The organism is Pseudomonas trutticola BRTCR10 (assembly GCF_056155105.1).
Genome location: NZ_CM149552.1, coordinates 4,351,492 through 4,378,269 on the forward strand (window position 1 = coordinate 4,351,492; position 26,778 = coordinate 4,378,269).

The window sequence follows — 26,778 nt, forward strand, 5'->3', positions numbered from 1 at the left end:
GGTTGGTGGTGGATGCAGATTCGGGTGCAGCCACCACCGATGGTTTTTAGCCTTTCTCGTCGATCCCGGCTTGCAGAGGCTGGCCATTCAGATGGCCGCTCAGGGTGACCGGGCCGACTTTCAGGTTGCCGTCTTCAAAGGAAACCTTGGGTGCGTTTTCCTCCTTCTTCTGCGGCAGATCAAGCCCGGCTTTTACACCGTAATCGAGGTTGCTCAGATCAGTGCTGCCGACCTTCGAACCACCGAGATCAACCTTGCCTTCGGACGAGGAAATCCGCGCGCCGGTCAGTTGCGTGGCGCCGCCGACGTTGAGGTTCACGCCCTGGCTGGCACTGATGCCGGAGGCGTGCTTGACGCTGTCCTTGTGCGCGTATTCGCCCTGCGCTTTCAGAGTTGGCTTGTAATCGGTGCCGGCGAGTTTTTCCTTGTCGCTCGGTGGATTTTTCTTCGCGGTCAGGCCCAGATCGACGTCGACCTTGGCATGGGTCTGCGAGTCCTGACGACTTTCGACAGTCATGTCACCGGCAACCTTGCCGCCGACATTCTGCGCCTCGATCCGCGCACCCGACAGCTGTGCATCACCCGCGCTGTTCAGCACCACCGTGTCAGCCTTGATCTGGCTGTTCTGCTGTGTGGTGCCCTGCAGGTAGTCCACCCCCACCCTGGCTCCGGCATTGAAACCGTGGTCGCTGCTGGCCTTTTCATCGGCCGCGGTCGGAGTTTTGCTGCTCAGGTTGCCACCGGCATTCAGCGCCACATTCCAGTTGTTGCGGTTGTCGGTGGACTGCGCCGATTCCTGAACGTAGCCGCCCTTCTGCGCATCAACGTTTACGCTTGGCGCTGCGACTTGAGTGCCTTGCAGATGAACCGCATCACCACTCAGGGCGATACCGTTCTGGCTGCTGAGTTGGCCACCGGTGAGGGTTTGCGCGTGCTCGTTGACTCGACCGATGTTGAAGTTGCCACTCAGATTGCCGCCCTGATCTCGGCTCTTCTCGCTGCTGGTTTTGCTGCCGCCGCCCTTCAAGCCGCCGCCGAGATTGCTGCCGGTGGCGTCATGAGTGTCGGTGGCGGCTTGCAGATCGAGTTTGCCGTCGGCGTGCAAATCGATGGCGCCAGCGCTGTCGATCTTCGTGCCTTGTTGAACCTGATTGCCGCCGCTGCTCAGTTGCACGCCGTTACCGCTGATGCTCGCGACATGCGCCTGAGTGTCAGTGGATTGCTTGCCCGTGTGATCGAGCTGGAAGCCAGCGCCGAGGTCGACGTTGGTGCCGTCGGTGCCCGGCAAGGTGCCGACTGTGAGCGAGGCATTGCCGCGCAGGCTGGACTCGTTGCTGTGCTGACGGTCGGTGGCCTGATTCAGCGCCAGATCGCCGCCGGTCTTGATGTTGACACCGCCCTGCCCGCCGTCGAATCGGCTGCCTTCGAACTGTGCGTCACCGGCAGTTTTGATGGTCACACCCTGGCTGCCGGCATACCCGCCGACCACTGCACTGGAACTGTCCTTGGAGGACTGGCTACTGCCACCCGCACCGCTGCCGGCGACGTTCACGTCTTCACCGGTTTTGGTGTAGACCCGCACGTCGACCTTCGCGTCCACCGCGTTATCAGTGTTCTTGCGCGTATTGTTGGCAGCATCGGCGACCAGTTTGTCGGCGCTGATGTTCACTTTGCCGGCGCTGGCGTTGTACTGAGTGCCTTGGTCGTGCAGGGTGCCGGTGGCTTTCACATCGACGCTGCCGCCGTCGAAACGGCTGACCACCGCGTTGCTGCTTTGCTCGGTTTTATCAGCGCTGCCATGGCCGATCGCAACGTCAATACCGACGTTCGGTTGACCCAGATCGCTCAGCGCATCCTTGTCCGGCACCTTGCCGTTCAACACCTCTTTGACGACACCGGCAATCGGTCGGGCGATGTCTTTGTACTCGACGTTGGCACCGATGTCGGCCGACCAGTTACTCTCGGTGTGAGTGCTGCTTTCAGTGTTGCTCGCCGCGCGGTTGTCAACCTCGTTGGCCGCGATGTTCAGACCGTTGCCAGCCTTGACCTGCGCACCTTCGGTGGCAAGTTTGTCAGCATTGATGGTCAGGCCACCGGCACTCTGCACACTGCTGGTTTGCGCAGTGGTTTTGCTCGTGGTGTCCTGCGAAGTGCCGTGGGCGAAATCGACGCCACTGCCGGCGCGGTCGAGGCCGCCGGTGTAGTAGAAACCGCCGCCGGTGCTGGTCTTGTCGGTGGAGGATTTGTGGCTGTCTTCTTCCGCCAGCAACGAGACATTCTTGCCACTCAGGCTGGTATCGCCAGCGGTGGATTTCACCTCGCCGCCCTTGATGGTCAGATCGCCGCCGGCCTTCACCTGTACAGTGCCGCCGCTGAGGCTTGAGCCCTGCTGAGTGACATCGTTTTTAGTGACGGTTTGCTGCTTGTCTTCGTAATGAATCCCCGCGCGATATTGCTCCGGCGTTTGCTCTTTGGCGTAAGCATCGAAGCCGCGTGTCTGCGTGTTGTCAGTACTGTCGTGGCTGTTCTGCGCCGAATGCACGTTGACGTCACCCGCCGCGTCCGCCGTCAGCGCGCCGCCCGCCTTGACCGTCGAGCCGGCGACCTCAATGTCCTTGGCGCTCTTGAGCTTGAGGTTGCTGTCGGACACCAGTTCGCTGCGCACCGTGGTGCTGTCCTTGGCGTTCTGGCGTGACTCGTCCTTGGTGATGCCGAAGAACTTGCTGTCCTTGTCATGGTTGTTGCTGTGCGAGGTGTCCTGCACGCCGTCGATGACCAGCGAACCCTTGTCACTGATGACACTCGCTTCGGTGCCGCCCCGGACCTGGCTGCCACTGATGCGCACATCGTCAGCCTTGACGAGCAATTTGCCGGCGGCGTTGATCTTGCTGCCCTGATGCTGGGTCTGGCCCTTGTCGGCATCGCCGGTCTTGCCGAAGAAACCACCGCCGACCAGATCACCGGAATAGCGGTTGTCGCTGCTGCGATTAGTGCGCGTGGCGGTGCTGATTTCCACCTGTTTGCCGGCCAGTTGCAGGTCGCCCGAGCTGTTCAGCTCGGCGCCTTCGGAGCGCAACAAAGCGGCGGTTTGCAGGGCGATGTTGCCGGCCTTCAACTGGCTGCTGATGCTGCGCTGCTCTTCGCTGCTGGTGTTCCAGTCGGCTTTCCACAGGTGCTTGCGGTGATTGCCCTGATCAGTCTGGGTGTGGCTTTCGGTGGCGGCAGTCAGGCGCAGATCGCCGCCGCTTTTCACCTCAAGATTCTTCGCTGCTTCAACCTTGGCGGCCTTGAGTTCGGCATCCTTGCCGGCGGACAGTGTCGCGTCGCGGCTGGCGATAATCTGGCTGCCGTGCTGACGCGATTCGCTGTCGGTCTGGGTGCGGTCGTAGGTTTCCCAAGTGATGCCGATGGTGCTGTTGTTCCAGTTCTCGCGCTTCTCCTGGAGCTTGCGGCTATCGACCGTGCTCAGGGTCAGGTTGCGTTTGGCATCGACGGAGACGTCGCGGCCACTGACATCGGTGGCCGCCAGGGTCAGGTCCTTGCCGCTGTGCAAACCGACATCGCCCTGGCTGCTGCGGATGCCTGCACGGGTTACGTCGAGGCTGTTGGCCACGGCCTCACCACTGACATTGAGGTCACCGGCGGAACGAATCTGCACGCCATCACGCCCGGCCACTTGCACTGCGCCAACCCGCACGCCTGCCCCTTCAGCGGTGCTGACGATGTTGATGCGTCCGGCCTGCATCGCGCCGAACAGGCTGGCGTCGATGCGCTGATCGCCAGTGTTGCCCGCCGGGTCCACGGTTTTCACTTGGCCGCTGGCGTAATCAACCTGATTGCGACCGACCGTGATGTTCAGTTGATCACGGGCAGTAAGCGCGCCCTGGCTGTCGATACGCGGGGCGATCAGGTTGATCGAGCCCTCGGCGTTACGCAGGCCACCGCTCTGGATTTGCAACTGACCACTGGCGTCACGGGTGTTCAAACCTTGCAGTTTGCCGTCGTTCAATTCCGGGCGCCCGACCACCAGATTGGCGTTCGGCGTGTTGATGAAACTGCCGCCATTGACCGAAATGCCGTTAGGGTTGGCCAGCACGTAATCGGCAGGACGACCGAAGATTTCCTGTGCGCCGTTGATCGCCGACGGGTTGCGGCTGATCACTTCGTTGAGGATCACGCTCGCGGCTTGCCCTTGCAGTTGCGGGTTGGCCGCCAGTTGCCCGGCAAGTTGCGATTGCCCGGCCTGCAAGGCGTTGTTCAGCACCAGCCCCTGACGGTCGACGTTGTAGTCGAGGAACTGGTTATGCGACAGGCCCGAGCCGTTGGGCGCGACGATGTTGACGATGGGCACACCGCCCTGGGTCTGCAATTGCGCGGTGCCGCCGGGGCCCGGCGCGACCACGACACCGCCGGCCATCGCGTTCGGCAGGTGCACGGCGAAGAACAGGCTGGCAATTGCCCAGCGCAATTTGCCCCGAGGCGAAAGATGAAATGCAAAGGTGTGTGCTGGCATAAAAACGTCTCCATGTGAGTACGGCATCACGTCGCGCGATTTAGTCTTGGCCGTGGCTGTCACGCTCAGATCCAACGGCTGTTTGTTCACTGCATTCTTGGTTTATGTAGCGCTCATATTTGCAAACCGACCCGCATCAGCCAGGTTTCAGGCTCATGTTGCAGACCGTTCGGCGTGTTAAGTGCGCGCTGGTAATCGACATCGACACTGAAGTTTTTCCAGCCCAGATTCAGCCCGACACTGGCACTGCTCAGGCGTTGGCCCTGAGCGCCGTGATCGGCCTTGATATAGCCGTGGTCGAGGCCGATACGCGGCGTCATCTGCACAGGCCATTCGCTGCGCAACGGCAGCCGCAAGGTGTTGCGCCAGATCGCGCCGCTGGCCCCGGACGCGCTGCTGACGCGATAGCCGCGTACTGCCGAATCGTCGGTGCCGAGCAGTTGTTCGATGGCCGGCAACGGGTCCGGGCTGTACTGCAAATTCAGTTGGCTCTGCCACTGCCAGGTCTGCGCGCCGAACTGACCATTGCGCCACTGACTGAGGCTGGCGCGGTACTTGTGGAACTGCGCCTTGGGCAGGTTGTTGATCTGCTGCCGCGAGTCGTCATCGGCGCCGAACCAGCGCAGGCCCTGGGCGTAGTTGACGTCGAGGTTCCACACCGCACGGTCGAGCCAGAACAGATTGAGCCCGGCTTCGGCCACGGTCAGGGTCGGGCTCTGAATGCCCAGCCGCACGTTTTCCAAATAGCTGTCGACGTCCTTGTGCGCCAATTGCAGGTTGGCGCTGAGCTGCCGGCTCTGGTCGCGCCACAACACACGGTCGGCGCGCAGGCTGACCTGGTCGGTGATGCCGGTGCTGTGAAAAGTCGTGCTTGGCAGTTTGAACGGCGCGCGGTATTCGGCGTGGCTGGCGAACACGCTGTAGGTCCAGTAGCCGTAGGGAATCGCGTAATACAGGCTGGCGTTGCGACTGTAACGATCACCCTGATTCAAGGTGTCACTGGCGCTGAGGCTCAACAGGTCGTTGAGTTCCAGCGGGCTGTCGAGGCTCAGGCTGAGCGTATCGCGGTCGCGCCCGGTGCTGGCGCTGCCGAGGTTGTCGAACCCCGTATTCAAGGCCCAGCGCGACTGCCCGGAGGTGCGTGAACGCAGAATGATCCGCGAGGCGCCGGGCTGACTGCCGGGGGCGATGTCGGCGGTCAGATCGACAGAACGCAGGCGGTTCAACTGGTCGAGACCTTGCTCCAGATCACGCAGGTTCAGCGGCCCGCCAAGCATCCCCGGAAACGCACCGCCCAGCGACACCGGCAGACTCTGATCGGCCAGTTCGATGGACTCGATGTAGCCCTCGTCGACCATGATGTCGAGCGACTGCCCTGCCGCCGGAGCGCTTGCCAGATACGGGCGGCTGGCGATGTAGCCCTTCTCCACGTAGATCGCGGTGATGGTGGCGAGCAGATGATTGATCTGGCCGACGCCCATGCACGGTGCCAGCAGCGGTTTGATGCGTGCGTTGAGTTTGTCGCTGTCGATCAGCGTCACGCCGCCGATACGCGTGCCGCTCAACGGCCAGCAGCGTTCATCGGGGGTGACGGTTTGCGGCATCGTCGGCGTGGCGGGTGCCGGACCGAACGAGCCGCGTTCCAGTTGGCGCTTTCTTTGTTCCAGTTGCAGTTGTTGCAGATCGCGCTGTTGCTGTTGCTGCTGGCGCAACACTTCCTGGCCCGGCGCGACAGGTTCGGCAGCTTCAAGCGAGGAGGCACACACACTCAACACAAAGGCCGACAACAGCGGGCAACGCGTGGAACGACGACGAGAAGCAGCGCAAAGCGAATACGGCACGCAATATCCTTGCGATCATCAAATGGCGTAATGCCACCCTATCAATGATCGTGATAGTCGGAGCCCTTATTCACAAATGCAAGACGCTTCCTACCGTGCTTACACTTCTTAAACAATTGATTAAACAGGGGCTAGGCGCGTCTCAGGGTTTCCCCTATGAATTGAATTTGCGCTAGGTAAAAGGCGCAGCGAGCCATCTGACGATCGGTGCCAAAAATAAATTGCCACCAAATATTACCTACGTCATATTACAGCCGTAATAACGACCCGTTTCCGCAGGTATTACGCCATGACCAACATGCCCACCCTCGAACCTGACCTCGCTGTCCCGGTCAAGACTAAACCGCCGCTGCTTAAACGCTTGTTGATTCCCGGCATCGGTTTGATCGCGCTGGTGTTTGCCACGGTGTATGCCGTGCACTGGTGGGGCGCCGGGCGTTTTCTCGAGGAAACCGACGATGCCTACATCGGTGGCGACGTCACAGTGATCGGGCCGAAAGTCGCCGGTTACATCGAAGAGGTGCTGGTCAGCGACAACCAACACGTCAAGGCTGGCGATGTTTTGATCCGCCTCGACGCCCGCGACTATCGCGCCAACCTCGCCAAAGCCGAGGGCGCGGTGGCTGCCGAAGAGGCGCTGCTGGCCAACCTCGACGCCACCGAGCAACTTCAGCAAGCGGTGATCGGTCAGGCCCGCGCCGGCATCGATGCGGCAAGTGCCGAAACCGCTCGCTCGCGGGACGACAACGCTCGCTACAAACGTCTGGTGACCACCAATGCCGTCTCGGTAGAAAGCGCCCAGCGCGCCGACGCCACTTTCAAAACCGCCCAAGCCTTGAGCGCCCGTGCCCAGGCTGAATTGCTCGCCGCACAACGCCAACTCGCAGTGATCGATACGCAAAAACAACAGGCCCGCGCCGCCCTCCAGCAAGCGCGCGCCGAACGCGATCTGGCGCAGTTGAACCTCGGCTACACCGAACTGCGCGCGCCGGTTGACGGCGTGATCGGCAACCGCCGCGCACGGGTCGGCGCCTACGCGCAGGCCGGCTCGCAACAACTGTCGGTGGTGCCGGCCAGCGGTTTGTGGGTCGATGCCAACTTCAAGGAAGACCAATTGGCGCGGATGAAACCCGGCCAGCGCGTGAGCATCCGCGCCGACGTGCTGTCCGGTCAGGAATTCCATGGCCGACTCGACAGCCTCGCCCCGGCCACCGGCTCGCAGTTCAGCGTACTGCCGCCAGAAAACGCCACCGGCAACTTCACCAAAATCGTCCAGCGCGTACCCGTGCGCATCCTCCTCGACCCGGCCGATGGCGTGCTCGGCCACTTGCGTCCGGGCCTGTCGGTGACCGCCGAAGTCGACACCCGCGCCCAGCCTGAAAACAGCGCCGTGGCCGTCGCACCATGAGCGCTACCCTCGCCGCTCCCGCGCAGCCGTTCAACGCGGCGGACATGACCACCGTGACCAAGGTGTTCGCCTTCGCGACGATGTGCATCGGCATGTTCATTGCGCTGCTGGATATCCAGATTGTCTCGGCGTCGTTGCGTGATATCGGCGGCGGCCTCTCCGCCGGCACCGACGAAACCGCGTGGGTGCAGACCAGTTACCTGATCGCCGAAATCATCGTGATTCCGCTGTCGGGCTGGTTGTCACGGGTGTTCTCCACGCGCTGGTTGTTCTGCGCTTCAGCGGTGGGTTTCACCCTCGCCAGCCTGCTCTGCGGCGTGGCCTGGAACATCCAGAGCATGATCGCCTTCCGCGCACTGCAAGGTTTTCTCGGCGGTTCGATGATTCCGCTGGTGTTCACCACGGCATTCTTTTTCTTCACCGGCAAACAACGGGTGATTGCCGCCGCGACCATCGGCGCGGTGGCGTCGTTGGCACCGACACTGGGCCCGGTGATCGGCGGCTGGATCACCGATATTTCCTCGTGGCACTGGCTGTTCTACATCAACATGGTGCCAGGGATTTTCGTCGCCGTGGCGGTGCCGATGCTGGTGAAAATCGATCAGCCGGAACTGTCGCTGCTCAAGGGCGCGGATTACCTGAGCATGGTGTTTCTCGCACTGTTTCTCGGCTGCCTGGAATACACCCTCGAAGAAGGCCCGCGCTGGAACTGGTTCAGTGACCAGACCATCCTGACCACGGCGTGGATCAGCGGCCTGGCGGGATTGGCTTTTATCGGCCGCACCTTGCACGTGGCCAATCCGATCGTCGATCTACGCGCATTGAAGGACCGCAATTTCGCCCTCGGCTGCTTCTTTTCGTTCGTCACCGGGATTGGCCTGTTCGCGACGATTTATCTGACGCCGCTGTTTCTCGGGCGGGTGCGCGGCTACAGCGCGCTGGACATTGGTCTCGCGGTTTTCTCCACCGGGGTGTTCCAGATCATGGCGATTCCGCTGTATGCCTTTCTGGCCAATCGCATGGATTTGCGCTGGATCATGATGATCGGCCTGGGTCTGTTCGCGGTGTCGATGTGGGAGTTCAGCCCGATCACCCATGACTGGGGCGCGGGGCAATTGATGCTGCCGCAAGCCTTGCGCGGGATTGCCCAGCAATTGGCGGTGCCGCCGGCCGTGACGTTGACGTTGGGTGGGTTGGCGCCAGCCCGTCTGAAGCATGCGTCGGGCTTGTTCAACCTGATGCGCAACCTCGGTGGTGCGATCGGGATTGCGGCGTGCGCAACCATTCTCAATGATCGCACCAACCTGCATTTCACTCGGTTGGCCGAACACCTGAACAGCAGCAATGAGGCGCTGAATCAGTGGCTGACGCAGGTCGGCGGCAACCTCGCGGCGCTGGGCCAGAGCGGTGATATTGGCGTCACCGCCAGCCTGCGCCAGTTATGGCTGCTGACCTACCGCGAGGCGCAAACGCAAACCTACGGCGACACCTTTCTGATGATTATGGTGTGCTTCGTCATCGCCACGGCGATGGTGCCCTTGATGCGCAAGGTACAACCACCGGCCGCGCCGAGTGCCGACGCACATTAACTTGAATCGCGAAGCTGCTTGACCCTGTGGGAGCGGGCTTGCTCCCACAGTTTTGTTTTGCGGTTTGGCGTCAGATCTGTGGGGTTTTGCGGAAGCCTACCGCCAGACGGTTCCAGCTGTTGATGGTGCTGATCGCGACGGTCAGGTCGACCATTTCTTTCGGCGTGAACTGCGCGGCGACGACGTCGTAGTCTTCATCCGGGGCGTGGGTCAGGCTCAGTTGGGTCAGCGATTCGGTCCAGAGCAGCGCGGCGCGTTCACGCTCGCTGAAGAACGGCGCTTCACGCCAGGCAGTCACCGCGAACAGACGACGTGGGGTTTCACCGCCCTTGATCGCGTCAGCCGTGTGCATGTCGATGCAGAAGGCGCAGCCATTGATTTGCGAGGCACGCAGTTTGACCAGTTCGATCAGAGTCTTTTCCAGCGGCAGCTTGGAGACGGCGGTTTCCAGGGCAATCATCGCTTTCATGGCGTCCGGGGAAGCGGTGTAGAAATCGGTGCGAGCTTTCATGGCGGGTTTCCGGGGCAAGTGAATGTGTGACTACGTTAGTCCCGGCGAGTGGTTCGGCAAATAGCCAATATTCCAGAAGATCAGGAGGCCACTCGATTGACCGCTCGTCACCCTGTCGGCACCAAGTCCTCGGCGCGTCAGACCAATATCAGGTAAATCCCCTTTTTGGAGACGCACCATGATCACGCGCAAACTTACTTCGTTATTGCTCGCCGGCCTGCTGGCCACGGCCTCCGCCGCTACCTTCGCGGCCAACGACGGCGCTGATGCCACCGGCACCAAATCCGGCGCCACCAGCGGCTCGACCATGCCACCGGACAACACCCCGGGCGCGCCTTCTGGCGGTAACAGTGGAAGCGGCGGCACCGGCACCAATGGCGGCGCCAGCGGTTCGGGCTCGGGTGCAGGTGGTGGCACCGGTTCGGCGGGTGGCGGCACGGGCGGCGCAGGCGGTGGCACGGGCGGCTGAACGAACAAGAGCCATCCGTGGTGAAATCTCCCACAAGTTTCTGAGTTACCAATCCGGACTCAATGAAAACCCCTGTGGGAGCTGGCTTGCCAGCGATGGCGTCGGCTCAGCCAGCCTCTTCTTATTGTGACCCACCGCTATCGCTGGCAAGCCAGCTCCCACAGTGTTTGTGCTGGTTTGTCATTCAGCGGTCAGAGCGCATCAATTCCCCGATGCCGCCATCCAGCGACAGCACCGCAGCCCGATTGCGCCCGGCATTTTTCGCCTGGTACAACGCCGCATCCGCCCGTTGGATAAACACCTCCGGGTTGTCATTGCCATTGGGGATAAACGCATAGCAGCCCAGGCTTACGGTGAGATAACCGGTGGGTGAGCCGCTGTGGGTAATGCGTTTGTCGATCACACTGCGGCGAATCTGCCCGGCAATCGCCAGCGCGCCGTTGATGTCGGTATCGGGCAACAACACCGCAAACTCCTCGCCGCCATAGCGCACTGCCAGATCCGACTTGCGTTGACAGCAATTCCTCAGAACTTGCGCAACCTGAGTCAGGCACTGATCGCCGGCCACATGCCCATAGGCGTCGTTGTAACGCTTGAAAAAATCGATATCGAGCATGATCAGGCTGACCGGGCTGACCTGCCGTGCGCCCCGGGCAAACTCGATCTCCAGCGAGCGTTCGAACAGGCGCCGATTGGCCAGCCCGGTGAGGCTGTCGTGGGTCGCGATCTGTTCCAGCGCCCGTTGCGCCTTGCGTAAATTCTTTTCGATCCGTTCGCCATCGCGCACCTGATGGATGAACACCCAGCCGAACAGCCCGACGCCAAGAATCACCAGCGCCACCAGCACGCAGGACTGGAACGCACGCTCGTACCAACCCTTGAGAATCGTGTCCCGCGAAGTCGCGGCAGACACCACCAGCGGGTACGACGCCAGTTGCCGATAGCCATACAAACGAGTGATGCCATCGACCACCGAATTGATCATCGCCGTACCGGCCGCGGCGTTGGGCAACAGCTTTTTATAGATCTCGCCCTGGCTCAGTGACGTGCCAATCAATGACTCATCAAACGGCCGCCGCGCGAGCAATGTACCGTCAGTCAAACCAAGGAACATGATGCCGTTGTCGTCAAGGCTGAAGCTTTCGAAGAACTGGTCGAAGTACGCCATCTTGATCCCGGCCATCAGCACGCCCTGGAAATTGCCGGCGCGGTCATTGACGCGTTTGGAGATCGGGATGATCCACTCACCGTTCTCGCGGCTGCGAATCGCCGGGCCGATGTGCGCCACCGTCGAGGCATTCTGCTGGTGAAACTTGAAGTACTCGCGATCAGCCACGCCATTGCCACGGGGCAGATCGGCAAATGAGGTAATCACCCACTGACCCTGACGGTCGAACAGAAACATGCCGTGCAACTGATTCAATTGCTGCACGCGACGGGCAAGGGTCTTCTGCAGACGCGGGCGCTGCGCCGCGCCGTAACCGTCGTCCTGAATCCAGTCGACCAGGCTGGTCATCACCAGATCCGCCGCCAGGAACGTGTCCTCGGCCTGCTGCGCCATCGCCCGGGTCAGATTGCTCGAAGCCATTTGCGCCACCGCCAGATCCTGGCGCCGCGACTGCTCCAGTTGCAGATACAGCAAACCGAACAGGCACAGACACACCGCAACGATAAACAGCGCCGCCGCTTTGCGTAGCGGCAGACGTTTAAGCGTGCCGGGAGCCTGATGTGGATCGTGAATGGGGATAGGCAAAACCGTGTCCTGGGCAGGTACGACAAGGGCGTGAGCCCGAAACCCTTATTTTTGTGAGCGTAGTTCACGCGGATGTACACGGCAAACAAGTGGCATCGGCACACGCCCAATTCCATACCTATCGGCGCGGTGAGCATTTGGATGATTGTTTTGAACAACTTTTTTTTGAACGTATGCCGTCAGGCTCGCGAAAACCCGGAGCAAACACTGATAGAGTTTTGGCTTCTTGCCGCGATAACCACTTCAAGGCGCCCCTTGTTCAGCACACTACGGCCGCCCTGCTTATGAGGTCTCTGATATTTTTTGCAGCGCTCGCACTGGCTGCGGCACTGTTCGTAGGTTATTACGAAAAGATGGAAGATGCCGATCCCGAAAAGGTCTTCTTTCTCAAGAAACACCCGACACTGAAAATGCACTTTGTGAACATTTTTGCGTATGAAAGGGACGACAAGCATTTGTCCGAGCTTGACGACGAAGAGAAGCGCCAGGTTATTGATTACTGCAAATATCGGTTAGGCATTGCCACTGACCTGAAAGATCAGCAAGCGCTGGACGCCTGTAAACAGCGTTAAGAGCGGCAAAATACTCCGGTATACCAAAACCCTGTGGCGAGGGAGCTTGCTCCCTCGCCACAGGTTTAGTGCTTGTCTTCTCGACTTTGAGTCAAATCAACGCGACGGCGGCACTCGAATATCCCCCGCCCGGCACTGAGTCTTCACACCCTTGCCGCACGCGCCAAACTGCAAATCCTTGCCCATGCACACGCGCACTTCCGACAACTCCGGACCACTGCAAATGACTGCAATGCCGTCCGCCGGTATCCCCGGATTGGCTTTGCGGAACAGATCGGAAATTTCCTGCGCCTCGAAGTAATACGAAGTGCTGAACGGTTGCAGCTCTTGAGGAATTTTCACCGCGCCCACGGCTTTATCCGCCGCATCCAGATAGCCCATCGCACCGAGGCCGCTGCAAGTGCCGTGCTTCGACCATTCGTGATCGAGCAGCTTCTTGGTCGGGAACAGCGTCAGGCCTTTGCTGCTTTCTGCCGCTGACAGCGTGGTCAGCGGCGGGCAGGATTCCGGCCAGCCACCCTTGGCGTATTGCGGCCACAAACCGTGCAGGACAAAGCCGTAACCCTTGCCGGAACATTGCACATCGTCCTTGTGGGTGAGGCAAAAGGTCGGCGACCAGGACAACGTCAGCAGGTAGTAATCGAACACCCCCGCCACCGATTCCGCCTGCGCTTTGCTCGACTGCGATTGCCGCGCCGAACTCAGGCCGATACTACCGGCCGTCAGCGCAATCACCGCCAAAATTGTAAACAGCTTTTTCATGTACCCGCTCCTTGGGACGCCTGCGTCCGTGGTTTTCGTTGCTGACCAGACGTGGTCAGCGGTGATTTGGACACGCTTGTGTTGCAGGCGCATGACGCAAGGCAACGCCCTACCCCGTTGAAACGTCTACGATTAACAGGCAGACATCAAACACAGGGATCTGAAATGAGTAAAGCAGACGAACTCGCCGCGAAGCTCAAGCAAACCCGGCACACCCACGCGGACGACATCACCTGCGCGGAACTGGAGATCGATTGCTGGCCGGCGCAGGTCTACGACCTGTACCACCGCATCGAAGCATGGCTGCAACCGGTGACCGAAGTCGGCCTGAAGATTCGACGCAATCCTACGCACATATGCGAAACCTCCCCGGATGGCGAATCCCACGACTACGCCATCGACCAACTGGTCATAGATGCGAACAACCAAAGCCTGACATTTGATCCCATCGCCCGCTTTACCGAAGATGGCGCCGGACGCGTGCAAATCACCCTGCCAGACAGAAACACTTACCTGCTGCGCACCGTCGATGAACACGGCGAAAGCCATTGGTGGCTGCAGACCGTTGAAACCGGGCAGGAACTGGATGCGATTGCGCTGACGGAAAACAATCTGCTGCAGGTGGTGCAGGAAGGTTTGGGCTTGTAGGCGCACTTCGCCGATAGGGATCAGCGCCGAGAACGTGGTTAACTTCTCGCTCCGATCCCTTTGAAGCCCGACGGACATGACAAAAACCACACTCTTGCTCGGTACTCTGCTGGCCCTGCCCCTGACCTTCAGCGTTCAGGCAGCAGAACAGACCTCACACCTCGACAGCATCCAGCAACAAGGCCAATTGCGCGTCTGCACCACTGGCGACTACAAGCCCTACACCTTCAAACGCGACGACGGTGATTTCGAAGGTATCGACATCGCCATGGCCCGCTCGCTGGCCGACAGCCTCGGCGTCAAAGTCGAATGGGTGCAGACCACTTGGAAAACCCTGATGCCGGACATGCAGGCCGGCAAGTGCGACATCGGCATGGGCGGGATTTCGGTGACGCTGGAGCGGCAGAAAAAGGCCTACTTCAGCAACACCCTCGACACCGACGGCAAAATCCCGCTGGTACGCTGCGCCGATCAGTCCAAGTACCAGACGATTGAACAAATCAACCAGCCCAACGTGCGCCTGGTCGAACCGGCCGGCGGCACCAACGAAGCCTTCGTCCACGCCTTCCTGCCCAAAGCGCAACTGGCCCTGCACGACAACGTGACGATCTTCCAGCAACTGCTCGACAACAAGGCTGACGTGATGATCACCGACGCCTCGGAAGCGCTGTATCAGCAGAAGCTCAAACCCGGTTTGTGCGCAGTGAATCCGCACCAATACATGCAGTACGGCGAAAAGGCCTATCTGCTGCCACGCGATGACATCAGCTGGAAACTCTACGTCGATCAGTGGCTGCACCTGAGCAAGGTCACCGGGAAATATCAGAAAACCCTGAGCGAATGGATTGCGCTGCCTCAGTGAGCTTTTTCAGCGATTCACTGGCCTCGCTGCCCGGCGATAGAGAAAATGGCAGGTTTCTTCAAACACTGTCTGTAAGAACACTGAACCTGTGGCGAGGGGATTTATCCCCGATGGGTCGCGAAGCGCCCCCCCCTTTTTTTCAGTGAAGCCACCGAAACTGTGGCGAGGGAGCTTGCTCCCTCGCCACAATTCATCCGTCTACTTCAATCGTCATGCAGCATCCCGGAGCTGTACTGATTGAGACTGCTGCCAATACTGTTCCCGCCGAACTTCAGCGTCGTCGCATTACTACGCCCGTCCAGCGACTGACAATCCGCCGAAAAACAACTGGTCGTCGTCAACCCGCCCGCCCCCGAACAAGCACTCAACACCGACACCGCAGCAGCAATCAACAGCACTTTGACGATATTCAGGCGCATGGCACGATTCCCCTCGGGATAAAAAGCGACGATCTTGTGCCAACATCCTAGGCCTGCCCCACACACCGCAACATGAAACTTTCCTGATCGACAGCGCCGGTTCAGAATCGCCAGACCGCCAGACAAGGACATCCCCATGCAATTCCTCCCCCTCACCGACGCCAGCCCCGCCATCCAGGCCCATGTGCGCACACTTCGCAACCAGGAAGACGTGCGCAAGTTCATGTACACCTCCCATGAAATCACCGAACAGGAACATGCGAACTGGCTGACTTCTTTACAGGGCAATCCACGGCAGCAAGTGTTTGTGGTGATCAAGGATGAACAAGCGGTTGGGGTTGTTTCGTTGAACGCGATCAACGAACTGCATAAAACGGCGGACTGGGCATTTTATCTGGACGTTGGGTTGCAGGGTAAGGGGCTGGGCAGTTTGGTCGAGTTCTGGATGCTCGATTACGCGTTTGATGTGGCGGGGTTGGAGAAGCTGAATTGCGAAGTGCTGGCAGTGAATTCGGCGGTGGTCAAGATGCATCAGAAATTCGGGTTTGAAGTGGAAGGTGTTCGGCGGCAGAACGTGGTCAAGGAAGGCGTTCGGATTGACGTAGTTTTGTTGGGGATTACCAAAGCTGAATGGCAGAACAAGCGCCCGGCTCTGGCACCTGTTATCGAACGTCTAAATAACGTTTAGCGCATGGACCGCCCGATTTTGCGACGCGAACTGAGCCCAGCCGAGCTCTACAAAATCCGCGACGCCCTGTCGTGGATCTTTGTCGACACCGCCGTGGATTACCCCTACATCGCCAGACAAGTCGAAGGCTACGACCCGGAACAGATCAAAGACATCCTCTATTCAGAAGTCGCCGTCATCTGCGCCTGGAACCTCGCCGGCCCACTGCCGCCGATCTGGACAGGATTCAAAGCCGATGAGTTGAATCAGGACATCGAGGACATGCTGCTGGCGAAGAAAAACAGCTGGATGCGACGGCAGCTCCATCGACTGCACACCGCTTGGTTGCGGTTTAACTATGGGGACGCGTGGAAAGAGCTTTCGGCCCACCTTAAACAATTGAGCTGAGCCGCCCTAACTCGCAGCCGATGAAATAGCCCGCACACGACACAGTTGATCGAATCGATAACGGTTTTGATCGTCGATCCGCTCCAGAACAGACAATGCGCCTTCGCCATTCACGCCGCGAACCAGCGCTTCATGGGCAAAGGTCGTTTGATCGCGCAAGTCCACAATAGGCTGAAAGGCGAAGGCGAAATCCATATCCGGCATGCCTTTGTTTTTACAGCCCTGACACGCCTCGGGAGCGGAGAATGATTTTGCAAAATAGGTCATGACACCCCCGATAACGGGATATCAACCTTCCTTGGTTATCAATAAAGAAACTGCTGTTACGGCTAAAGCCCAACGGCGCGGGCGCCGCGGGCTCATCCGCTAATCAGGTGCGGAAATGCGCGGTCATGCGTTGCAAGTCCTGCCCCAGCGACGCCAACTCAATCGTCGCTGCCGCACTTTCTTCGCTGGCGACAGCCGACTGGTCGGCCACATCACGCACACTGACGATGCTGCGATTGATTTCGTCGGCCACGGCGCTTTGCTGCTCGGCTGCGGCCGAGATCTGCAGGCTCATTTCCTGGATCGTACCGATGGACTGGTTGATCTCGGTAATTGCCAATTCGGCTTTCTGCGCCAACACCACCGTATCGAGGGTGCGCTCGCGGCTGGAGGTCATCAGCGTAGAGGCTGCTTGCGTGCGTTGTTGCAAGGTGACGATCAGCGCTTCGATTTCCTTGGTCGAGTCTTGCGTGCGCTGAGCCAGCGAACGCACTTCGTCTGCCACCACGGCAAAACCACGCCCCTGCTCACCCGCCCGCGCCGCTTCGATAGCGGCGTTCAACGCGAGCAAATTGGTCTGCTCCGCGACGGCTTTGATCACATCGATCACTTTGCCGATCTGCTCACTGTCCTGCGACAGCACGTTCATCGCGCCGCCTAACTCTTCAATGGCCACAGCGAGCTCACTGATCTGCACCGTCGCCTGTTTCACCACCGTACTGCCGTGGCGCGCCTGTTGATCAGCCAAGGTCGCGGCAGCGGACGCGTCAGTCGTGTTACGCGCAACTTCCTGCACGGTCGAAGCCATTTCATGCATCGCCGTGGCAACTTGATCCACTTCGCTTTTTTGCTGACGTACACCCGCGCTGGTCTGTTCGCTCATAGCTGAGAGCTTTTCCGCAGAGGTGGAAATATGCGTGACGCCATGGCCGATACCTTGCACCAGCGTATTGAGGTTCTGCGCCATGTCCTGCATCGCGTTTTGCAGATCGCCCAACTCATCCTTGCGCGCAGACTTGGCCTGTACCGTCAGATCGCCTTTGGCAATACGTCGAGCCAGTTCAACTGTCAGCGCCAGCGGCGCAGTGATCTGCCGCGAAATGACCACCGAAGCAATCAGCCCGATCACCAGCGCCAACACGGTCAATACGGCGATCTGAACAAAGGCTGAGTGCTGATCTTCAAGCGCCAGACGCTGCTGGGTGTCCATCAGGCCATTCATGATCTTGTCCATGGCCTTGCTTTCCTGGTCGACCTGCTCGCGCATGTTCTGCTTCTGCTCAAACAGCGCGGCCACTTCCACCAATACTTCGCGATAACGCCGCATGCCGGCGTGCGCTTCTTCCAGTTGGCTCGACAGGCCCGTCGGCAGGCTGGTACGCGCCTTGGTGATATCACTCAAGAAGGTATCGATGGTCTCCATCAGCAGGTTTTTGTTCACGTCGTTGGGCACCGCAATGTAACGACGCAGCATCAGGCGAAACAGGGTCATGCCATTGCGCAAGTCGGCCACCGTGCGCAGCTCCCGAACGCGCTCGCCATCGGCAGACGCCAGTGCACTGGTGGTGGTGCCTTCAAGCATGCCGGCAAAGGTCTGTGCGTACTTGTCCGACAGCGCACCCAGCGGTTTCAGGGCATCCGTGGTCGACTGATCGGCAGCGATCAGCCGCTTGACCTTCTGGTCGTAGGCAACAATCGTGGTTTGCAAAGCCTTCAAGGCTTGCTGGTTCTCAGCGCGGGTCAAGGTGTCCAGCGCCTTGCTCACAAGGCCCTGCAAGACGTTCAACTGAGCGTTATAGGATTCAGCGAATGCGGCGTCAGCGGCGGCTTCGTACTGTTTCTCGGACAAACGCATATCTTGCGTAGCGTCATTCAACTTGCCGATAAGGCGCGTCGTACTCAAGCGATCAACCAGCACGCTGTTGCTGTTATAGCCAATAAAGGCAACCGCCAAAACAGCCAGCAAAAGAATGCCGAAACCGGTTCCCAGCTTGCGGGAAACTTTGATGTCACCCAGGAAATTCGATGCTACTGCCATATTCAGCCTCAAACGCCCTGACGTGAAACGCCAGGCACAAAAAATTGATCTCCGGTAACCACAGTCACCGTCCAGACATTCGGGGGTCGTCATCCAAGGCGTAATACGGGACGCTCCAGCTGTCCCGGAAATGCAAAAAGCGATGCTGTTGATGCGTCGAAGAAAAATCCGACGCGAGCATCGGCAGACAAATCCATCACGTCGCAAACGGCGTCTGCACGCGGGATTTATCGATTCAGCAAAGGTGTCTGGAGGGATGCTATAAATTTTACGAAAACTTGTACAACTTTATATTTTTGTATAAGCGTTGAACTTTTTGAGCAGCGTGATGACGCATTGCCATCACGATTTATGGCACATCGCTACTGGCGCGAAACGCAGCTGAAAATGCGGATTCAAAAGCCTGGCGACTCAATCCTTTGCCGGCTTGGGAATCGCGATACGACTACCGGTCTTGACCTCGCGCAATGCCAGGCTGGACTGAATGGAAGCAATCCCCACCTGACGCCGGAGCACCTGCTCGATAAAGTCGCTGTAACTATCAAGATCCTCCGCCAATACCTGCAACACATAATCGGCATCGCCAGTGATCTTGTGACAGGCCACCACCTCCGGCAATTGCGCAATCACCGCCTCGAAGGCGTCAGGCGCGTGATCGGCGTGGGTGGAAAAACGAATGTGCACGAACGCCATGATATCCAGCCCGAGCATTCGCCGATCCAGATTGGCCTGATAGCCCTTGATGACCCCGGCCTCCTCCATGCGCTTGCGCCGCCGCCAGCACGGCGTAAGGCTCAGCGAAAGCCGCTCACTGAGTTCAGCGTTGGAAATACTGGCGTCCTCCTGCAATAACTCAAGAATCGCCAGGTCGGTCTCGTCGAGGCTGATGCGCTTGGATATTTTTTTCTGCATGACGCCATTCCTGAGTAAAAACGCCCGAATAATCGACTGAATAACGAACACAAAGCAAAGAAAGCGCAGCCCGGCCGGAACAGAATATTTGCACTGGCTCACATTAACGGATGCGCAGAATGTTTACAGTTTTCAGTGATTCCCACCGTTTGCACCACGGCACCGAATTGAAAGACGGCGTGCTCAAGCCCTCGTTCGAACAACCGAGTCGCGCCGACACCGTGCACAACCGCGTCAAACAGGTCGGCCTTGGCCAGATCGTCGAACCGCGCGCGTTTGATCGCTCGTGCTACGTCAACGCGCACAGCGAGCGCTACGTCAGTTTTCTGGAAACTGCCTGGAGCGAATGGTGCGCAACCGGTCGCACTCACGACGCCTTGCCACTGGTCTGGCCGGTGCGCGATCTGGCCAACGAGGACGTGCCAACATTCATCGACGGCAAGCTCGGTTTCTATGCCATGGACGCCGGTTCGCCGATCACCGCGACGACCTGGCAAGCGGTGAAAACCAGCGCCGATATCGCCCTCACTGGCCTGGCCCTGCTTGATGAAGGCCACGACAGCGCCTTCGCCCTGTGCCGCCCGCCCGGTCATCACGCCGCGCGCGAATACATGGGCGGTTATTGCTACCTCAACAACGCCGCCATTGCCGCGCAACAAGCCATCACCCAAGGCGCCAAACGTGTCGCGGTGCTGGACGTCGACTTCCATCACGGCAACGGCACGCAAAACATCTTTTACCAGCGCAGCGACGTCATGTTCGTGTCGCTGCACGGCGAACCGGCGGTGTCCTACCCGTATTTCTCCGGGTACAGCCACGAAGTCGGCGCGGGTGTCGGCGAGGGTTACAACCTCAACTATCCCCTGCCGAAAAACACCACTTGGGAGAGTTACCGCAACGCCCTGCTCCACGCCTGCAAAAAACTCCAGCAGTTCGCGCCTGAAGTGCTGGTGATTTCCCTCGGTGTCGACACGTTCAAGGACGACCCCATCAGCCACTTCCTGCTGGAAAGCGAGGATTTCATCGGCATCGGTGAACTGATCGCCAGCGTCGGCTGCCCGACCCTGTTCGTCATGGAGGGCGGCTACATGGTCGATGAAATCGGCATCAATGCGGTCAACGTGCTGCACGGTTTCGAGAGCAAACGCAGCTGAGCCACCCCGCGCTCTACAGCCTTTCAATGTCTGGATCGGAGAACAAAAACATGACGCTTTTTATTGATGTCGATGATGCTGCACGCCTTTTCACCCAAGTCGGTATCCGCCGCGCCCTCCGCGAAATGGCCGGCTACATCGAGGCGGATTACGCACGCTGGGCGCAGTTTGATAAATCGCCGCGCACGGCCAATCACTCGGCAGACGGCGTGATCGAATTGATGCCCACCGACGACGGCCAGCAGTACTCGTTCAAATACGTCAATGGCCACCCGAACAACGGCCAGCAGAATTTGCTCACGGTCATGGCCTTCGGGCTTCTGGCGGATGTGCAGAGCGGCTACCCCACCCTGCTCAGCGAACTGACCCTGACCACCGCCGTGCGCACCGCCGCAACCTCCGCGCTAGTCGCGAAATCGCTGGCTCGCCCCGGTGCGACCTCGATGGCCCTCATCGGCAATGGAGCGCAAAGTGAATTCCAGGCACTGGCCTTTCATGAAATGTTGGGCATCAGCGAAATCCGCATCTTCGATATTGATCGCGATGCGTCACTCAAGTTGAAGCACAACCTCGCGGCGTTCCCGGACATCGAGGTCATTCTGGCCAGCTCGGTGAAGGACGCGGTCAAGGGTGCGGACATCGTCACCACGGTCACCGCCGACAAAGCCTACGCAACCATTCTGACGCCCGAAATGATCGAGCCCGGCATGCACATCAACGCGGTCGGCGGTGACTGTCCGGGCAAAACCGAACTGCACGCCGACATCCTGCGCAACGCCCGGGTCATCATCGAGTTCGAGCCGCAAACCCGCATTGAAGGCGACATTCAGCAACTGGAAGCCAATTCCCCGGTGATCGAATTCTTCCGGATTGTGCAGGGCGAAGTGGCCGGACGCGAAAACGATACGCAGGTGACGGTGTTCGATTCGGTGGGTTTTGCCCTGGAAGATTTTTCATCACTGCGCTACCTCAACGACCTGGCTCAGGCGCAGCAAATCGGCCAACGCATCCACCTGGTGCCGACGCCGGCCAACATCAAAAACCTTTTCCAACTGCTCGATCCACAACCGGCCAAAACCTCGCGTCTGCGTACCGTCGGTTGATTGGTAATCGCCGCCTCATTTACGAGGCGGCCATTCACCCTCCAGGCACAGCTGTGATTAGCCGCTGCCTCTCTAACAAGAACCCTCGACACCTACTTTCTGCCAAAACTCAAAAACATAAAATCAAGAGGTTTTGCAATGAAATCGAACCCTTCCGGGCTGCTTGAACAGCCCGCGCTGCAGCGCACGCTGAGCAATCGTCACATCCAGTTAATGGCCATGGGCGGCGCCATCGGGACCGGCCTGTTCATGGGCTCCGGGAAGATCATCGCCCTCTCCGGGACGTCGATCATACTCATCTACATGATCATCGGACTGTTCGTGTTTTTCGTCATGCGCGCCATGGGCGAAATGCTCCTGTCCAACCTCAACTTCAAAACCTTCGCCGACTTCGCCGGTGCCTACCTCGGCCCGCGCGCGGCGTTCTTCCTCGGCTGGTCGTACTGGCTGAGCTGGAGCGTGGCGGTGATCGGCGACGCCGTCGTGGTCGGTGGATTCTTCCAGTACTGGTTCCCCGACGTACCGGCGTGGATACCCGCCGTCGGCATGCTGGCAACCCTGTTCGCGCTAAACGTGCTGACGGTCAGACTGTTCGGTGAGGTGGAATTCTGGTTCGCGATCATCAAGATCATTGCCGTCGTGACCCTGATCGGCGTCAGCACCGTGCTGATCGCCAGCTCCTTCGTCTCGCCCAGTGGCGTCACCGCGTCCCTGAGTCACCTGGTGGACAAACAGGCTGCGTTCCCTAACGGCTTGTTCGGTTTCTTCGCCGGATTTCAAATGGCGATTTTCTCCTTCGCCGGCACCGAGCTGATCGGCACCGCCGCCGCTGAAACCCGATCGCCGGAGAAAACCCTGCCCAAAGCAATCAACTCCATTCCGCTGCGGATCATCCTGTTCTACGTGCTGGCGCTGACCTGCATTATTGCCGTGACCTCGTGGCAGCAGGTTTCTCCGGTCAAGAGCCCCTTTGTCGAACTGTTCCTCGTCGCCGGGTTTCCCGCAGCGGCCGGTATCGTCAATTTCGTGGTCCTGACCTCAGCGGCCTCCTCGGCCAACAGCGGCGTGTTTTCATCGAGTCGCATGCTGTTCGGGCTGGCCAATCAGGACAACGCTCCGGGTATATTCCGCCGACTGTCGAGCAACAGCGTGCCGCTGCTGAGCCTGGCATTCACCACGCTGTTGATGCTGGTGGGTGTATTGGTGCTGTTTATCGTTCCGGAAGTCATGACCGCGTTCACCATCGTCTCCACCGTGTCGGCGATTCTGGTGATTTTCACTTGGTCGACCATTCTTGCGTCTTACATCGCCTACCGGAAAAAACGTCCGGACCTGCATGCGAAGTCGACCTACAAGATGCCCGGCGGTGTACCGATGGCTTGGTTCTCGTTGGCGTTTTTGGGGTTTGTGCTGGCGTTGCTGGCGTTGCGGCCTGACACGCGGATTGCGTTGATGGTCATGCCGGGGTGGTTTGTCTGGTTGGCGATTGCTTACCAGTTGACGCGGTTGAGGAAGCCGAAATCTGCGGTTGAGTCGGCGAGTCAGTTTGGCTGAATCTGCAGGCGAAAGCCGTCACCTGAAAGTGACGGCTTTTGTTCTCAGTGAAAGACTGTGCCAATCCTCGAACGATCGGATGAAAACCAGATTCCGGTGACTTTGCCAGTAATGTCTTCGACTGCGACCTGGCCCATGAAGCGGCTGTCGTTACTGACATCGCGGTTATCACCGAGCAGATAAACATGGTCTTTCTCGACCACAGTCTGCGGCGTTTGCAGATAACGAGGATCCTTCACGCGCTCTGGCGGCGCAAAGAACAGCCCCATGTTTTCGCCGTTGCGAATGACCTTACCGTCAACAATCGACAAGGTATCGCCACCCACAGCCGCCACACGTTTGACCGCCTCCGAACCGTTGTAGCGATAAGTCACAATGTCGCCCACCTGCGGCGCGTCGATGCGCATTTTGGTGACGATATAGTCACCGATCGAAAGGGTCGGAACCATCGAGCCGGAAGGGATGAAGTAAGTTTTGAACCCCAGTGTCGGGCCTCGCAATGGCCCGAAAAGAACCAGCGTGAGAATGACCAGCGCCACCACGTAAAGCACATGGAAACGGGTGCTGGGACTCGCCGCCGAACGGTCGCTTCTGCGTACCGATATTGCTGCTGCCGCGGCCGAGCCGAGTTTCACCACGACAATAAACGTAGCGAAGACATACAGGCCAAATGGCGTGGCAGGCACCCCGCAGACACCGAGTAGAATCACCCCCAGATAAAGCAAAGCGGCAACACGCACCGCCCACTTCACCTGACCGGCATACTCCAGACCCCAGTCTGCCACCAGGCACGACATCACGAATGCTTGCAGCGGCAGCTTCGGCTTATCAGGAGCAGACATAAATTCTCTTCACGTAAATAGCTGACAATCAAACGCCGGGCCTATTCAACCAACAGGGCACTACGGGCGATTGGAATAGCTTTATTGAGCGGAAAAATAACCCGTCGTACGCAATTGCAGGCTGTACACCCAGATACCAAACACCAGTGCATATTCTTTGAACATTGGCAGGGTAAGCAGATGCACAACCGAACCGCTGTTCATTTGCGACAGAGAAAAGGCAATCCCCAGAATCAACGCGAGAATAAAGCACAGAGAACTGATCTTCTTTCTCGCCAGCAGCAATAAGCCGCCGACAAACATCAACAACGCCACTACACAAATATTCAACAGCATCAGAAACGAAATATCCCCTTCCCGCGCTTGCTGAAACCCGTCATGAGCCACCCACAGGCCGGCCTGAATCAATACGACAAAGCAATAAAAAACGGCCATGAAGACAACGGCGGGACGCGTGTTGTACCAAGCTTGGGACGATGTAGCTTCCATGGTGCGGCGACTCCTGAGTAAAGGCGCGGCATGCTACTAAATAGCCATCACCCTGTCCATTTGCCCGCCCTCCTCCCGGCGGCTTTACTCAGCGCCAACAGCCCCTCCGTGGCAACGGCTGAGCCGTTCGCCACAAAGGGGAGTGATTTACGCTTTCACCTCAACGTTATCCAACGCCTGATTCACCGCCAACTCACCCAGCATCACCACCTGCGCAATGCCCAGCGCGGTTTTGCGATGCGAAGGGTCGAGCACTGCGGCGAAGTTGTTGAGCATTTCCGAGGCAGAACTGAGTGTTTCACTGGCGTTGGCTAGCAGGGATTCCGAGTCGTACTTCGGGTTGGCGAGGTACATGCGCTCAGGCTCGTTGACGCTGGACATGATGTGGCTGGCGGGCAGCAGATAATGATCAAGCGCGCGCTCGGCGGCTTCGTGGAGTTTTTTGGAATTGGGGGATTGGTACGGGGATGCCGGATCGGTTTCCGGCGGATTCGGTGTTGGTTTGAACATGGTGTAACTCCTGACGGATTAACGAATAGGAGCCATCACTCTCGCTACCAAACGAAGGGTGGAGGCCATACGCAGGTTGGTAGACCGGTCGTCAGGAACCCCGGCGCATCCGAAGACGCCCCGCGCATGACCACCATAAAACGAAGACGAAAAACGTCGTCGCAAGACAGTAGTCTTGTGCTTCTGACGGAGACGGGCTACCAAACCCGATCACTGGTTTTCAGTGACGTAGGGACGATAGAACCTGCGGGCTAGACGCACAAGCCGGGGGATTCTGTCTTAGGTGTAGGGGGAGGCGCAAGGTGGTGTAGGGCATGGATGACAATGTGTGGCGGTATTTAAACAAATGTCAATTTTGCTGTTGAGGTTCGCTCGACCAAGTTAAAAACCGCACTAATAATTAGTTAAACAAAATAGCCTTCACGTTCGAAAAAGGGAAAGTGTTCACGACGGGTATCACCAGTAGTCCAACTGCTGAGGTGCAAACACGCAAAGGCCGAGGTTTTCGATTGAAGCCTGCATCATTCCAATAACTACCCCCTACTCTCAAAAAAAAATCTCAGCCTACTCCACTAGATACACCAACATAACCAGCACCGTACAAAAACCCCCAACATTCAATATTTTTCGATATTCAAATGCAGATTACAAAACTCTGACGCACCAGGCAAATCCGGAAAAAGGGTCGAATGACTTATATTCATTCGATTAAGGTAGCGCAAGCACTCTTTTGCATCCTTATTCGGAATCACGACTTTCATAACCCTAATATCTCGCTCGACGCCTTCTGAATTCTTCTCAACCCACGTTTCAAGATCAACATTATTCGGCCCCCTAGTGAATAGCCCTCGCTGACTAACAAGTCTTTTATTTTCATCGCTCAGCGGTTTCACGATCTTCACAGTTTGCTTTCGCCCATTAACCAAGGGAATACTGCTATCACTGCTTATTTTTTCATTTATTTTTTTTATCGAGCCTTGCGAAATCGCATGAATGCTAAAGCAGTCTGAACCCAAGGCACTCGCATTACTTGCTGCAAAAAAAAGGGCAACAAAAGGTGACTCAGTCCAGTCAAGCAGAGGTGTGGCAAGTCCATGATGCTGACCTAACGCCCACCAATCGTTGTCATCCTCCAGCTTAATTGGAGAAGCCCCCCTGCGTCCTCTTGTCTCAAATTTAAAGCGTTCCAAGTGGGAGCCGCGCTTATAGGAAGTCGGTTCCTTTATTAACCTATCGAGAGTTGGCTCAAGTTTCCAAGAACTATCTCCATGCCCACGATAAACATATGTTGTAAAATTAAGCATCTCCTGACTTACAAAATCAGAAAAATACTTCCACGAACTCAATGTATATTCCGCAACACCATTCTTATACCTCCTCAAAGTCCATCTTGCAGTTCTGGCCATTTTCGCCCCCCATATCATTTAATACCAGCTAACAAAACGGCAAAAAACTACCACGGTCTTTATTACTCAAACTCATAAAAT

At 58.2% G+C, this 26,778-nt stretch carries 23 protein-coding genes and 2 pseudogenes; 11 read left to right on the top strand and 14 right to left on the bottom strand.

Translation table 11 applies throughout. The annotated features are described in order from the left end of the window. Positions 1-46: 46 nt before the first annotated feature. A complete protein-coding gene (locus ACVVH8_RS19720) occupies positions 47-4,513 on the bottom strand; it encodes a hemagglutinin repeat-containing protein (protein ID WP_475225793.1) in 4,467 nt (1,488 codons plus the stop codon). A gap of 113 nt (positions 4,514-4,626) precedes the next feature. Beyond that, complete coding sequence (locus ACVVH8_RS19725; protein ID WP_475225795.1) at positions 4,627-6,354, bottom strand: ShlB/FhaC/HecB family hemolysin secretion/activation protein; 1,728 nt, start codon at positions 6,352-6,354, stop codon at positions 4,627-4,629. A gap of 289 nt (positions 6,355-6,643) precedes the next feature. Here ACVVH8_RS19725 and ACVVH8_RS19730 point away from each other — a divergent pair, with 289 nt between their 5' ends. Then, positions 6,644-7,762, top strand: a complete 1,119-nt coding sequence (locus ACVVH8_RS19730) for an HlyD family secretion protein (protein WP_475225797.1) — start codon at positions 6,644-6,646, stop codon at positions 7,760-7,762. Next, complete coding sequence (locus tag ACVVH8_RS19735) at positions 7,759-9,351, top strand: DHA2 family efflux MFS transporter permease subunit (protein WP_475225800.1); 1,593 nt, start codon at positions 7,759-7,761, stop codon at positions 9,349-9,351. The genes ACVVH8_RS19730 and ACVVH8_RS19735 overlap by 4 nt, the downstream gene beginning before the upstream one ends. A 70-nt stretch (positions 9,352-9,421) precedes the next feature. Here ACVVH8_RS19735 and ACVVH8_RS19740 read toward each other — a convergent pair whose 3' ends face one another. Then, a complete protein-coding gene (locus ACVVH8_RS19740) occupies positions 9,422-9,862 on the bottom strand; it encodes a carboxymuconolactone decarboxylase family protein (RefSeq protein ID WP_103306317.1) in 441 nt (146 codons plus the stop codon). Between the two features lie 178 nt (positions 9,863-10,040). Between ACVVH8_RS19740 and ACVVH8_RS19745 the strand changes: the two genes are divergently transcribed. Further along, the gene (locus ACVVH8_RS19745; protein ID WP_103306318.1) at positions 10,041-10,331 is read left to right on the top strand and encodes a hypothetical protein; all 291 of its coding nucleotides are present in this window, start codon (positions 10,041-10,043) and stop codon (positions 10,329-10,331) included. Positions 10,332-10,515: 184 nt separating this feature from the next. Here ACVVH8_RS19745 and ACVVH8_RS19750 read toward each other — a convergent pair whose 3' ends face one another. Further along, the gene (locus ACVVH8_RS19750) at positions 10,516-12,084 is read right to left on the bottom strand and encodes a sensor domain-containing diguanylate cyclase (protein WP_475225802.1); all 1,569 of its coding nucleotides are present in this window, start codon (positions 12,082-12,084) and stop codon (positions 10,516-10,518) included. Positions 12,085-12,137: 53 nt separating this feature from the next. Here ACVVH8_RS19750 and ACVVH8_RS19755 point away from each other — a divergent pair, with 53 nt between their 5' ends. Continuing rightward, positions 12,138-12,656 carry a hypothetical protein gene (locus ACVVH8_RS19755; RefSeq protein ID WP_475225804.1) on the top strand — a complete coding sequence of 173 codons (519 nt, stop codon included), beginning with the start codon at positions 12,138-12,140 and terminating at the stop codon, positions 12,654-12,656. Between the two features lie 96 nt (positions 12,657-12,752). On the opposite strand, the gene ACVVH8_RS19760 is transcribed toward ACVVH8_RS19755, so the two are convergent. Beyond that, the gene (locus ACVVH8_RS19760) at positions 12,753-13,418 is read right to left on the bottom strand and encodes a ribonuclease T2 (protein WP_103306320.1); all 666 of its coding nucleotides are present in this window, start codon (positions 13,416-13,418) and stop codon (positions 12,753-12,755) included. 165 nt (positions 13,419-13,583) lie between these two features. Between ACVVH8_RS19760 and ACVVH8_RS19765 the strand changes: the two genes are divergently transcribed. Both ACVVH8_RS19765 and ACVVH8_RS19770 read left to right on the top strand, forming a co-directional pair. Next, the gene (locus ACVVH8_RS19765; RefSeq protein WP_315448613.1) at positions 13,584-14,066 is read left to right on the top strand and encodes a hypothetical protein; all 483 of its coding nucleotides are present in this window, start codon (positions 13,584-13,586) and stop codon (positions 14,064-14,066) included. 76 nt (positions 14,067-14,142) lie between these two features. Next, a complete protein-coding gene (locus ACVVH8_RS19770) occupies positions 14,143-14,928 on the top strand; it encodes a transporter substrate-binding domain-containing protein (protein ID WP_475225806.1) in 786 nt (261 codons plus the stop codon). A gap of 203 nt (positions 14,929-15,131) precedes the next feature. Here the strand turns inward: ACVVH8_RS19770 and ACVVH8_RS19775 are convergent, their stop codons facing one another. Next, positions 15,132-15,347: a hypothetical protein gene (locus ACVVH8_RS19775; RefSeq protein WP_103306323.1), complete on the bottom strand. Its 216-nt coding sequence runs from the start codon at positions 15,345-15,347 to the stop codon at positions 15,132-15,134. Positions 15,348-15,483: 136 nt separating this feature from the next. On the opposite strand from ACVVH8_RS19775, the gene pseH reads away from it, so the two are divergent. After that, positions 15,484-16,035: a UDP-4-amino-4,6-dideoxy-N-acetyl-beta-L-altrosamine N-acetyltransferase gene (pseH, locus tag ACVVH8_RS19780; protein WP_103306324.1), complete on the top strand. Its 552-nt coding sequence runs from the start codon at positions 15,484-15,486 to the stop codon at positions 16,033-16,035. A gap of 3 nt (positions 16,036-16,038) precedes the next feature. After that, complete coding sequence (locus ACVVH8_RS19785; RefSeq protein WP_475225809.1) at positions 16,039-16,422, top strand: DUF7079 family protein; 384 nt, start codon at positions 16,039-16,041, stop codon at positions 16,420-16,422. A 9-nt stretch (positions 16,423-16,431) separates the two neighbouring features. Here ACVVH8_RS19785 and ACVVH8_RS19790 read toward each other — a convergent pair. The 4 genes and pseudogenes from ACVVH8_RS19790 to ACVVH8_RS19805 form a co-directional block, all read right to left on the bottom strand. After that, positions 16,432-16,689: pseudogene (locus tag ACVVH8_RS19790) on the bottom strand (EAL domain-containing protein); the annotation flags it as partial. A 103-nt stretch (positions 16,690-16,792) separates the two neighbouring features. After that, positions 16,793-17,665, bottom strand: coding sequence for a methyl-accepting chemotaxis protein (locus ACVVH8_RS19795; protein WP_371919336.1), 873 nt, complete (start codon positions 17,663-17,665; stop codon positions 16,793-16,795). Next, positions 17,651-18,820: pseudogene (locus ACVVH8_RS19800) on the bottom strand (methyl-accepting chemotaxis protein); the annotation flags it as partial. The gene ACVVH8_RS19795 and the pseudogene ACVVH8_RS19800, both read right to left, overlap by 15 nt. Positions 18,821-19,138: 318 nt before the next feature. Beyond that, entirely contained in the window at positions 19,139-19,639 is a 501-nt protein-coding gene (locus ACVVH8_RS19805; RefSeq protein WP_213026099.1) for an Lrp/AsnC family transcriptional regulator, read from the bottom strand. Between the two features lie 119 nt (positions 19,640-19,758). Here ACVVH8_RS19805 and ACVVH8_RS19810 point away from each other — a divergent pair, with 119 nt between their 5' ends. The 3 genes from ACVVH8_RS19810 to ACVVH8_RS19820 all read left to right on the top strand — a co-directional run bounded on the left by ACVVH8_RS19810 (position 19,759) and on the right by ACVVH8_RS19820 (position 23,450). Further along, entirely contained in the window at positions 19,759-20,793 is a 1,035-nt protein-coding gene (locus tag ACVVH8_RS19810; RefSeq protein ID WP_475225811.1) for a histone deacetylase family protein, read from the top strand. Between the two features lie 50 nt (positions 20,794-20,843). Continuing rightward, positions 20,844-21,896 (top strand): ornithine cyclodeaminase, encoded by a 1,053-nt coding sequence (locus tag ACVVH8_RS19815; RefSeq protein ID WP_475225813.1) that lies wholly within the window; start codon positions 20,844-20,846, stop codon positions 21,894-21,896. A 138-nt stretch (positions 21,897-22,034) separates the two neighbouring features. Next, the gene (locus ACVVH8_RS19820; RefSeq protein WP_475225815.1) at positions 22,035-23,450 is read left to right on the top strand and encodes an amino acid permease; all 1,416 of its coding nucleotides are present in this window, start codon (positions 22,035-22,037) and stop codon (positions 23,448-23,450) included. Positions 23,451-23,494: 44 nt separating this feature from the next. On the opposite strand, the gene lepB is transcribed toward ACVVH8_RS19820, so the two are convergent. From lepB to ACVVH8_RS19840, 4 genes are all read right to left on the bottom strand, one after another. Beyond that, a complete protein-coding gene (gene lepB / locus ACVVH8_RS19825) occupies positions 23,495-24,292 on the bottom strand; it encodes a signal peptidase I (RefSeq protein ID WP_475225818.1) in 798 nt (265 codons plus the stop codon). Positions 24,293-24,373: 81 nt separating this feature from the next. Beyond that, the gene (locus ACVVH8_RS19830) at positions 24,374-24,781 is read right to left on the bottom strand and encodes a hypothetical protein (protein ID WP_475225820.1); all 408 of its coding nucleotides are present in this window, start codon (positions 24,779-24,781) and stop codon (positions 24,374-24,376) included. 147 nt (positions 24,782-24,928) lie between these two features. Further along, positions 24,929-25,291: a DUF6124 family protein gene (locus tag ACVVH8_RS19835; protein WP_475225822.1), complete on the bottom strand. Its 363-nt coding sequence runs from the start codon at positions 25,289-25,291 to the stop codon at positions 24,929-24,931. A gap of 617 nt (positions 25,292-25,908) precedes the next feature. Next, a complete protein-coding gene (locus ACVVH8_RS19840; protein ID WP_475225824.1) occupies positions 25,909-26,697 on the bottom strand; it encodes an FRG domain-containing protein in 789 nt (262 codons plus the stop codon). Positions 26,698-26,778 lie beyond the last annotated feature (81 nt).

Excerpts from the sequence above, each read along its gene's own strand:
- ACVVH8_RS19775 (WP_103306323.1), bottom strand. The coding sequence starts at position 15,347 with ATGCGCCTGAATATCGTCAAAGTGCTGTTGATTGCTGCTGCGGTGTCG.
- ACVVH8_RS19805 (WP_213026099.1), bottom strand. The coding sequence starts at position 19,639 with ATGCAGAAAAAAATATCCAAGCGCATCAGCCTCGACGAGACCGACCTG.
- ACVVH8_RS19830 (WP_475225820.1), bottom strand. The coding sequence starts at position 24,781 with ATGGAAGCTACATCGTCCCAAGCTTGGTACAACACGCGTCCCGCCGTT.
- ACVVH8_RS19770 (WP_475225806.1), top strand. The coding sequence starts at position 14,143 with ATGACAAAAACCACACTCTTGCTCGGTACTCTGCTGGCCCTGCCCCTG.
- ACVVH8_RS19765 (WP_315448613.1), top strand. The coding sequence starts at position 13,584 with ATGAGTAAAGCAGACGAACTCGCCGCGAAGCTCAAGCAAACCCGGCAC.
- ACVVH8_RS19720 (WP_475225793.1), bottom strand. The coding sequence starts at position 4,513 with ATGCCAGCACACACCTTTGCATTTCATCTTTCGCCTCGGGGCAAATTG.
- ACVVH8_RS19835 (WP_475225822.1), bottom strand. The coding sequence starts at position 25,291 with ATGTTCAAACCAACACCGAATCCGCCGGAAACCGATCCGGCATCCCCG.
- ACVVH8_RS19745 (WP_103306318.1), top strand. The coding sequence starts at position 10,041 with ATGATCACGCGCAAACTTACTTCGTTATTGCTCGCCGGCCTGCTGGCC.
- ACVVH8_RS19760 (WP_103306320.1), bottom strand. The coding sequence starts at position 13,418 with ATGAAAAAGCTGTTTACAATTTTGGCGGTGATTGCGCTGACGGCCGGT.
- ACVVH8_RS19810 (WP_475225811.1), top strand. The coding sequence starts at position 19,759 with ATGTTTACAGTTTTCAGTGATTCCCACCGTTTGCACCACGGCACCGAA.
- pseH (WP_103306324.1), top strand. The coding sequence starts at position 15,484 with ATGCAATTCCTCCCCCTCACCGACGCCAGCCCCGCCATCCAGGCCCAT.
- ACVVH8_RS19820 (WP_475225815.1), top strand. The coding sequence starts at position 22,035 with ATGAAATCGAACCCTTCCGGGCTGCTTGAACAGCCCGCGCTGCAGCGC.
- ACVVH8_RS19815 (WP_475225813.1), top strand. The coding sequence starts at position 20,844 with ATGACGCTTTTTATTGATGTCGATGATGCTGCACGCCTTTTCACCCAA.
- ACVVH8_RS19785 (WP_475225809.1), top strand. The coding sequence starts at position 16,039 with ATGGACCGCCCGATTTTGCGACGCGAACTGAGCCCAGCCGAGCTCTAC.
- ACVVH8_RS19740 (WP_103306317.1), bottom strand. The coding sequence starts at position 9,862 with ATGAAAGCTCGCACCGATTTCTACACCGCTTCCCCGGACGCCATGAAA.
- ACVVH8_RS19730 (WP_475225797.1), top strand. The coding sequence starts at position 6,644 with ATGACCAACATGCCCACCCTCGAACCTGACCTCGCTGTCCCGGTCAAG.
- ACVVH8_RS19795 (WP_371919336.1), bottom strand. The coding sequence starts at position 17,665 with ATGCAGGACATGGCGCAGAACCTCAATACGCTGGTGCAAGGTATCGGC.
- ACVVH8_RS19840 (WP_475225824.1), bottom strand. The coding sequence starts at position 26,697 with ATGGCCAGAACTGCAAGATGGACTTTGAGGAGGTATAAGAATGGTGTT.
- lepB (WP_475225818.1), bottom strand. The coding sequence starts at position 24,292 with ATGTCTGCTCCTGATAAGCCGAAGCTGCCGCTGCAAGCATTCGTGATG.
- ACVVH8_RS19735 (WP_475225800.1), top strand. The coding sequence starts at position 7,759 with ATGAGCGCTACCCTCGCCGCTCCCGCGCAGCCGTTCAACGCGGCGGAC.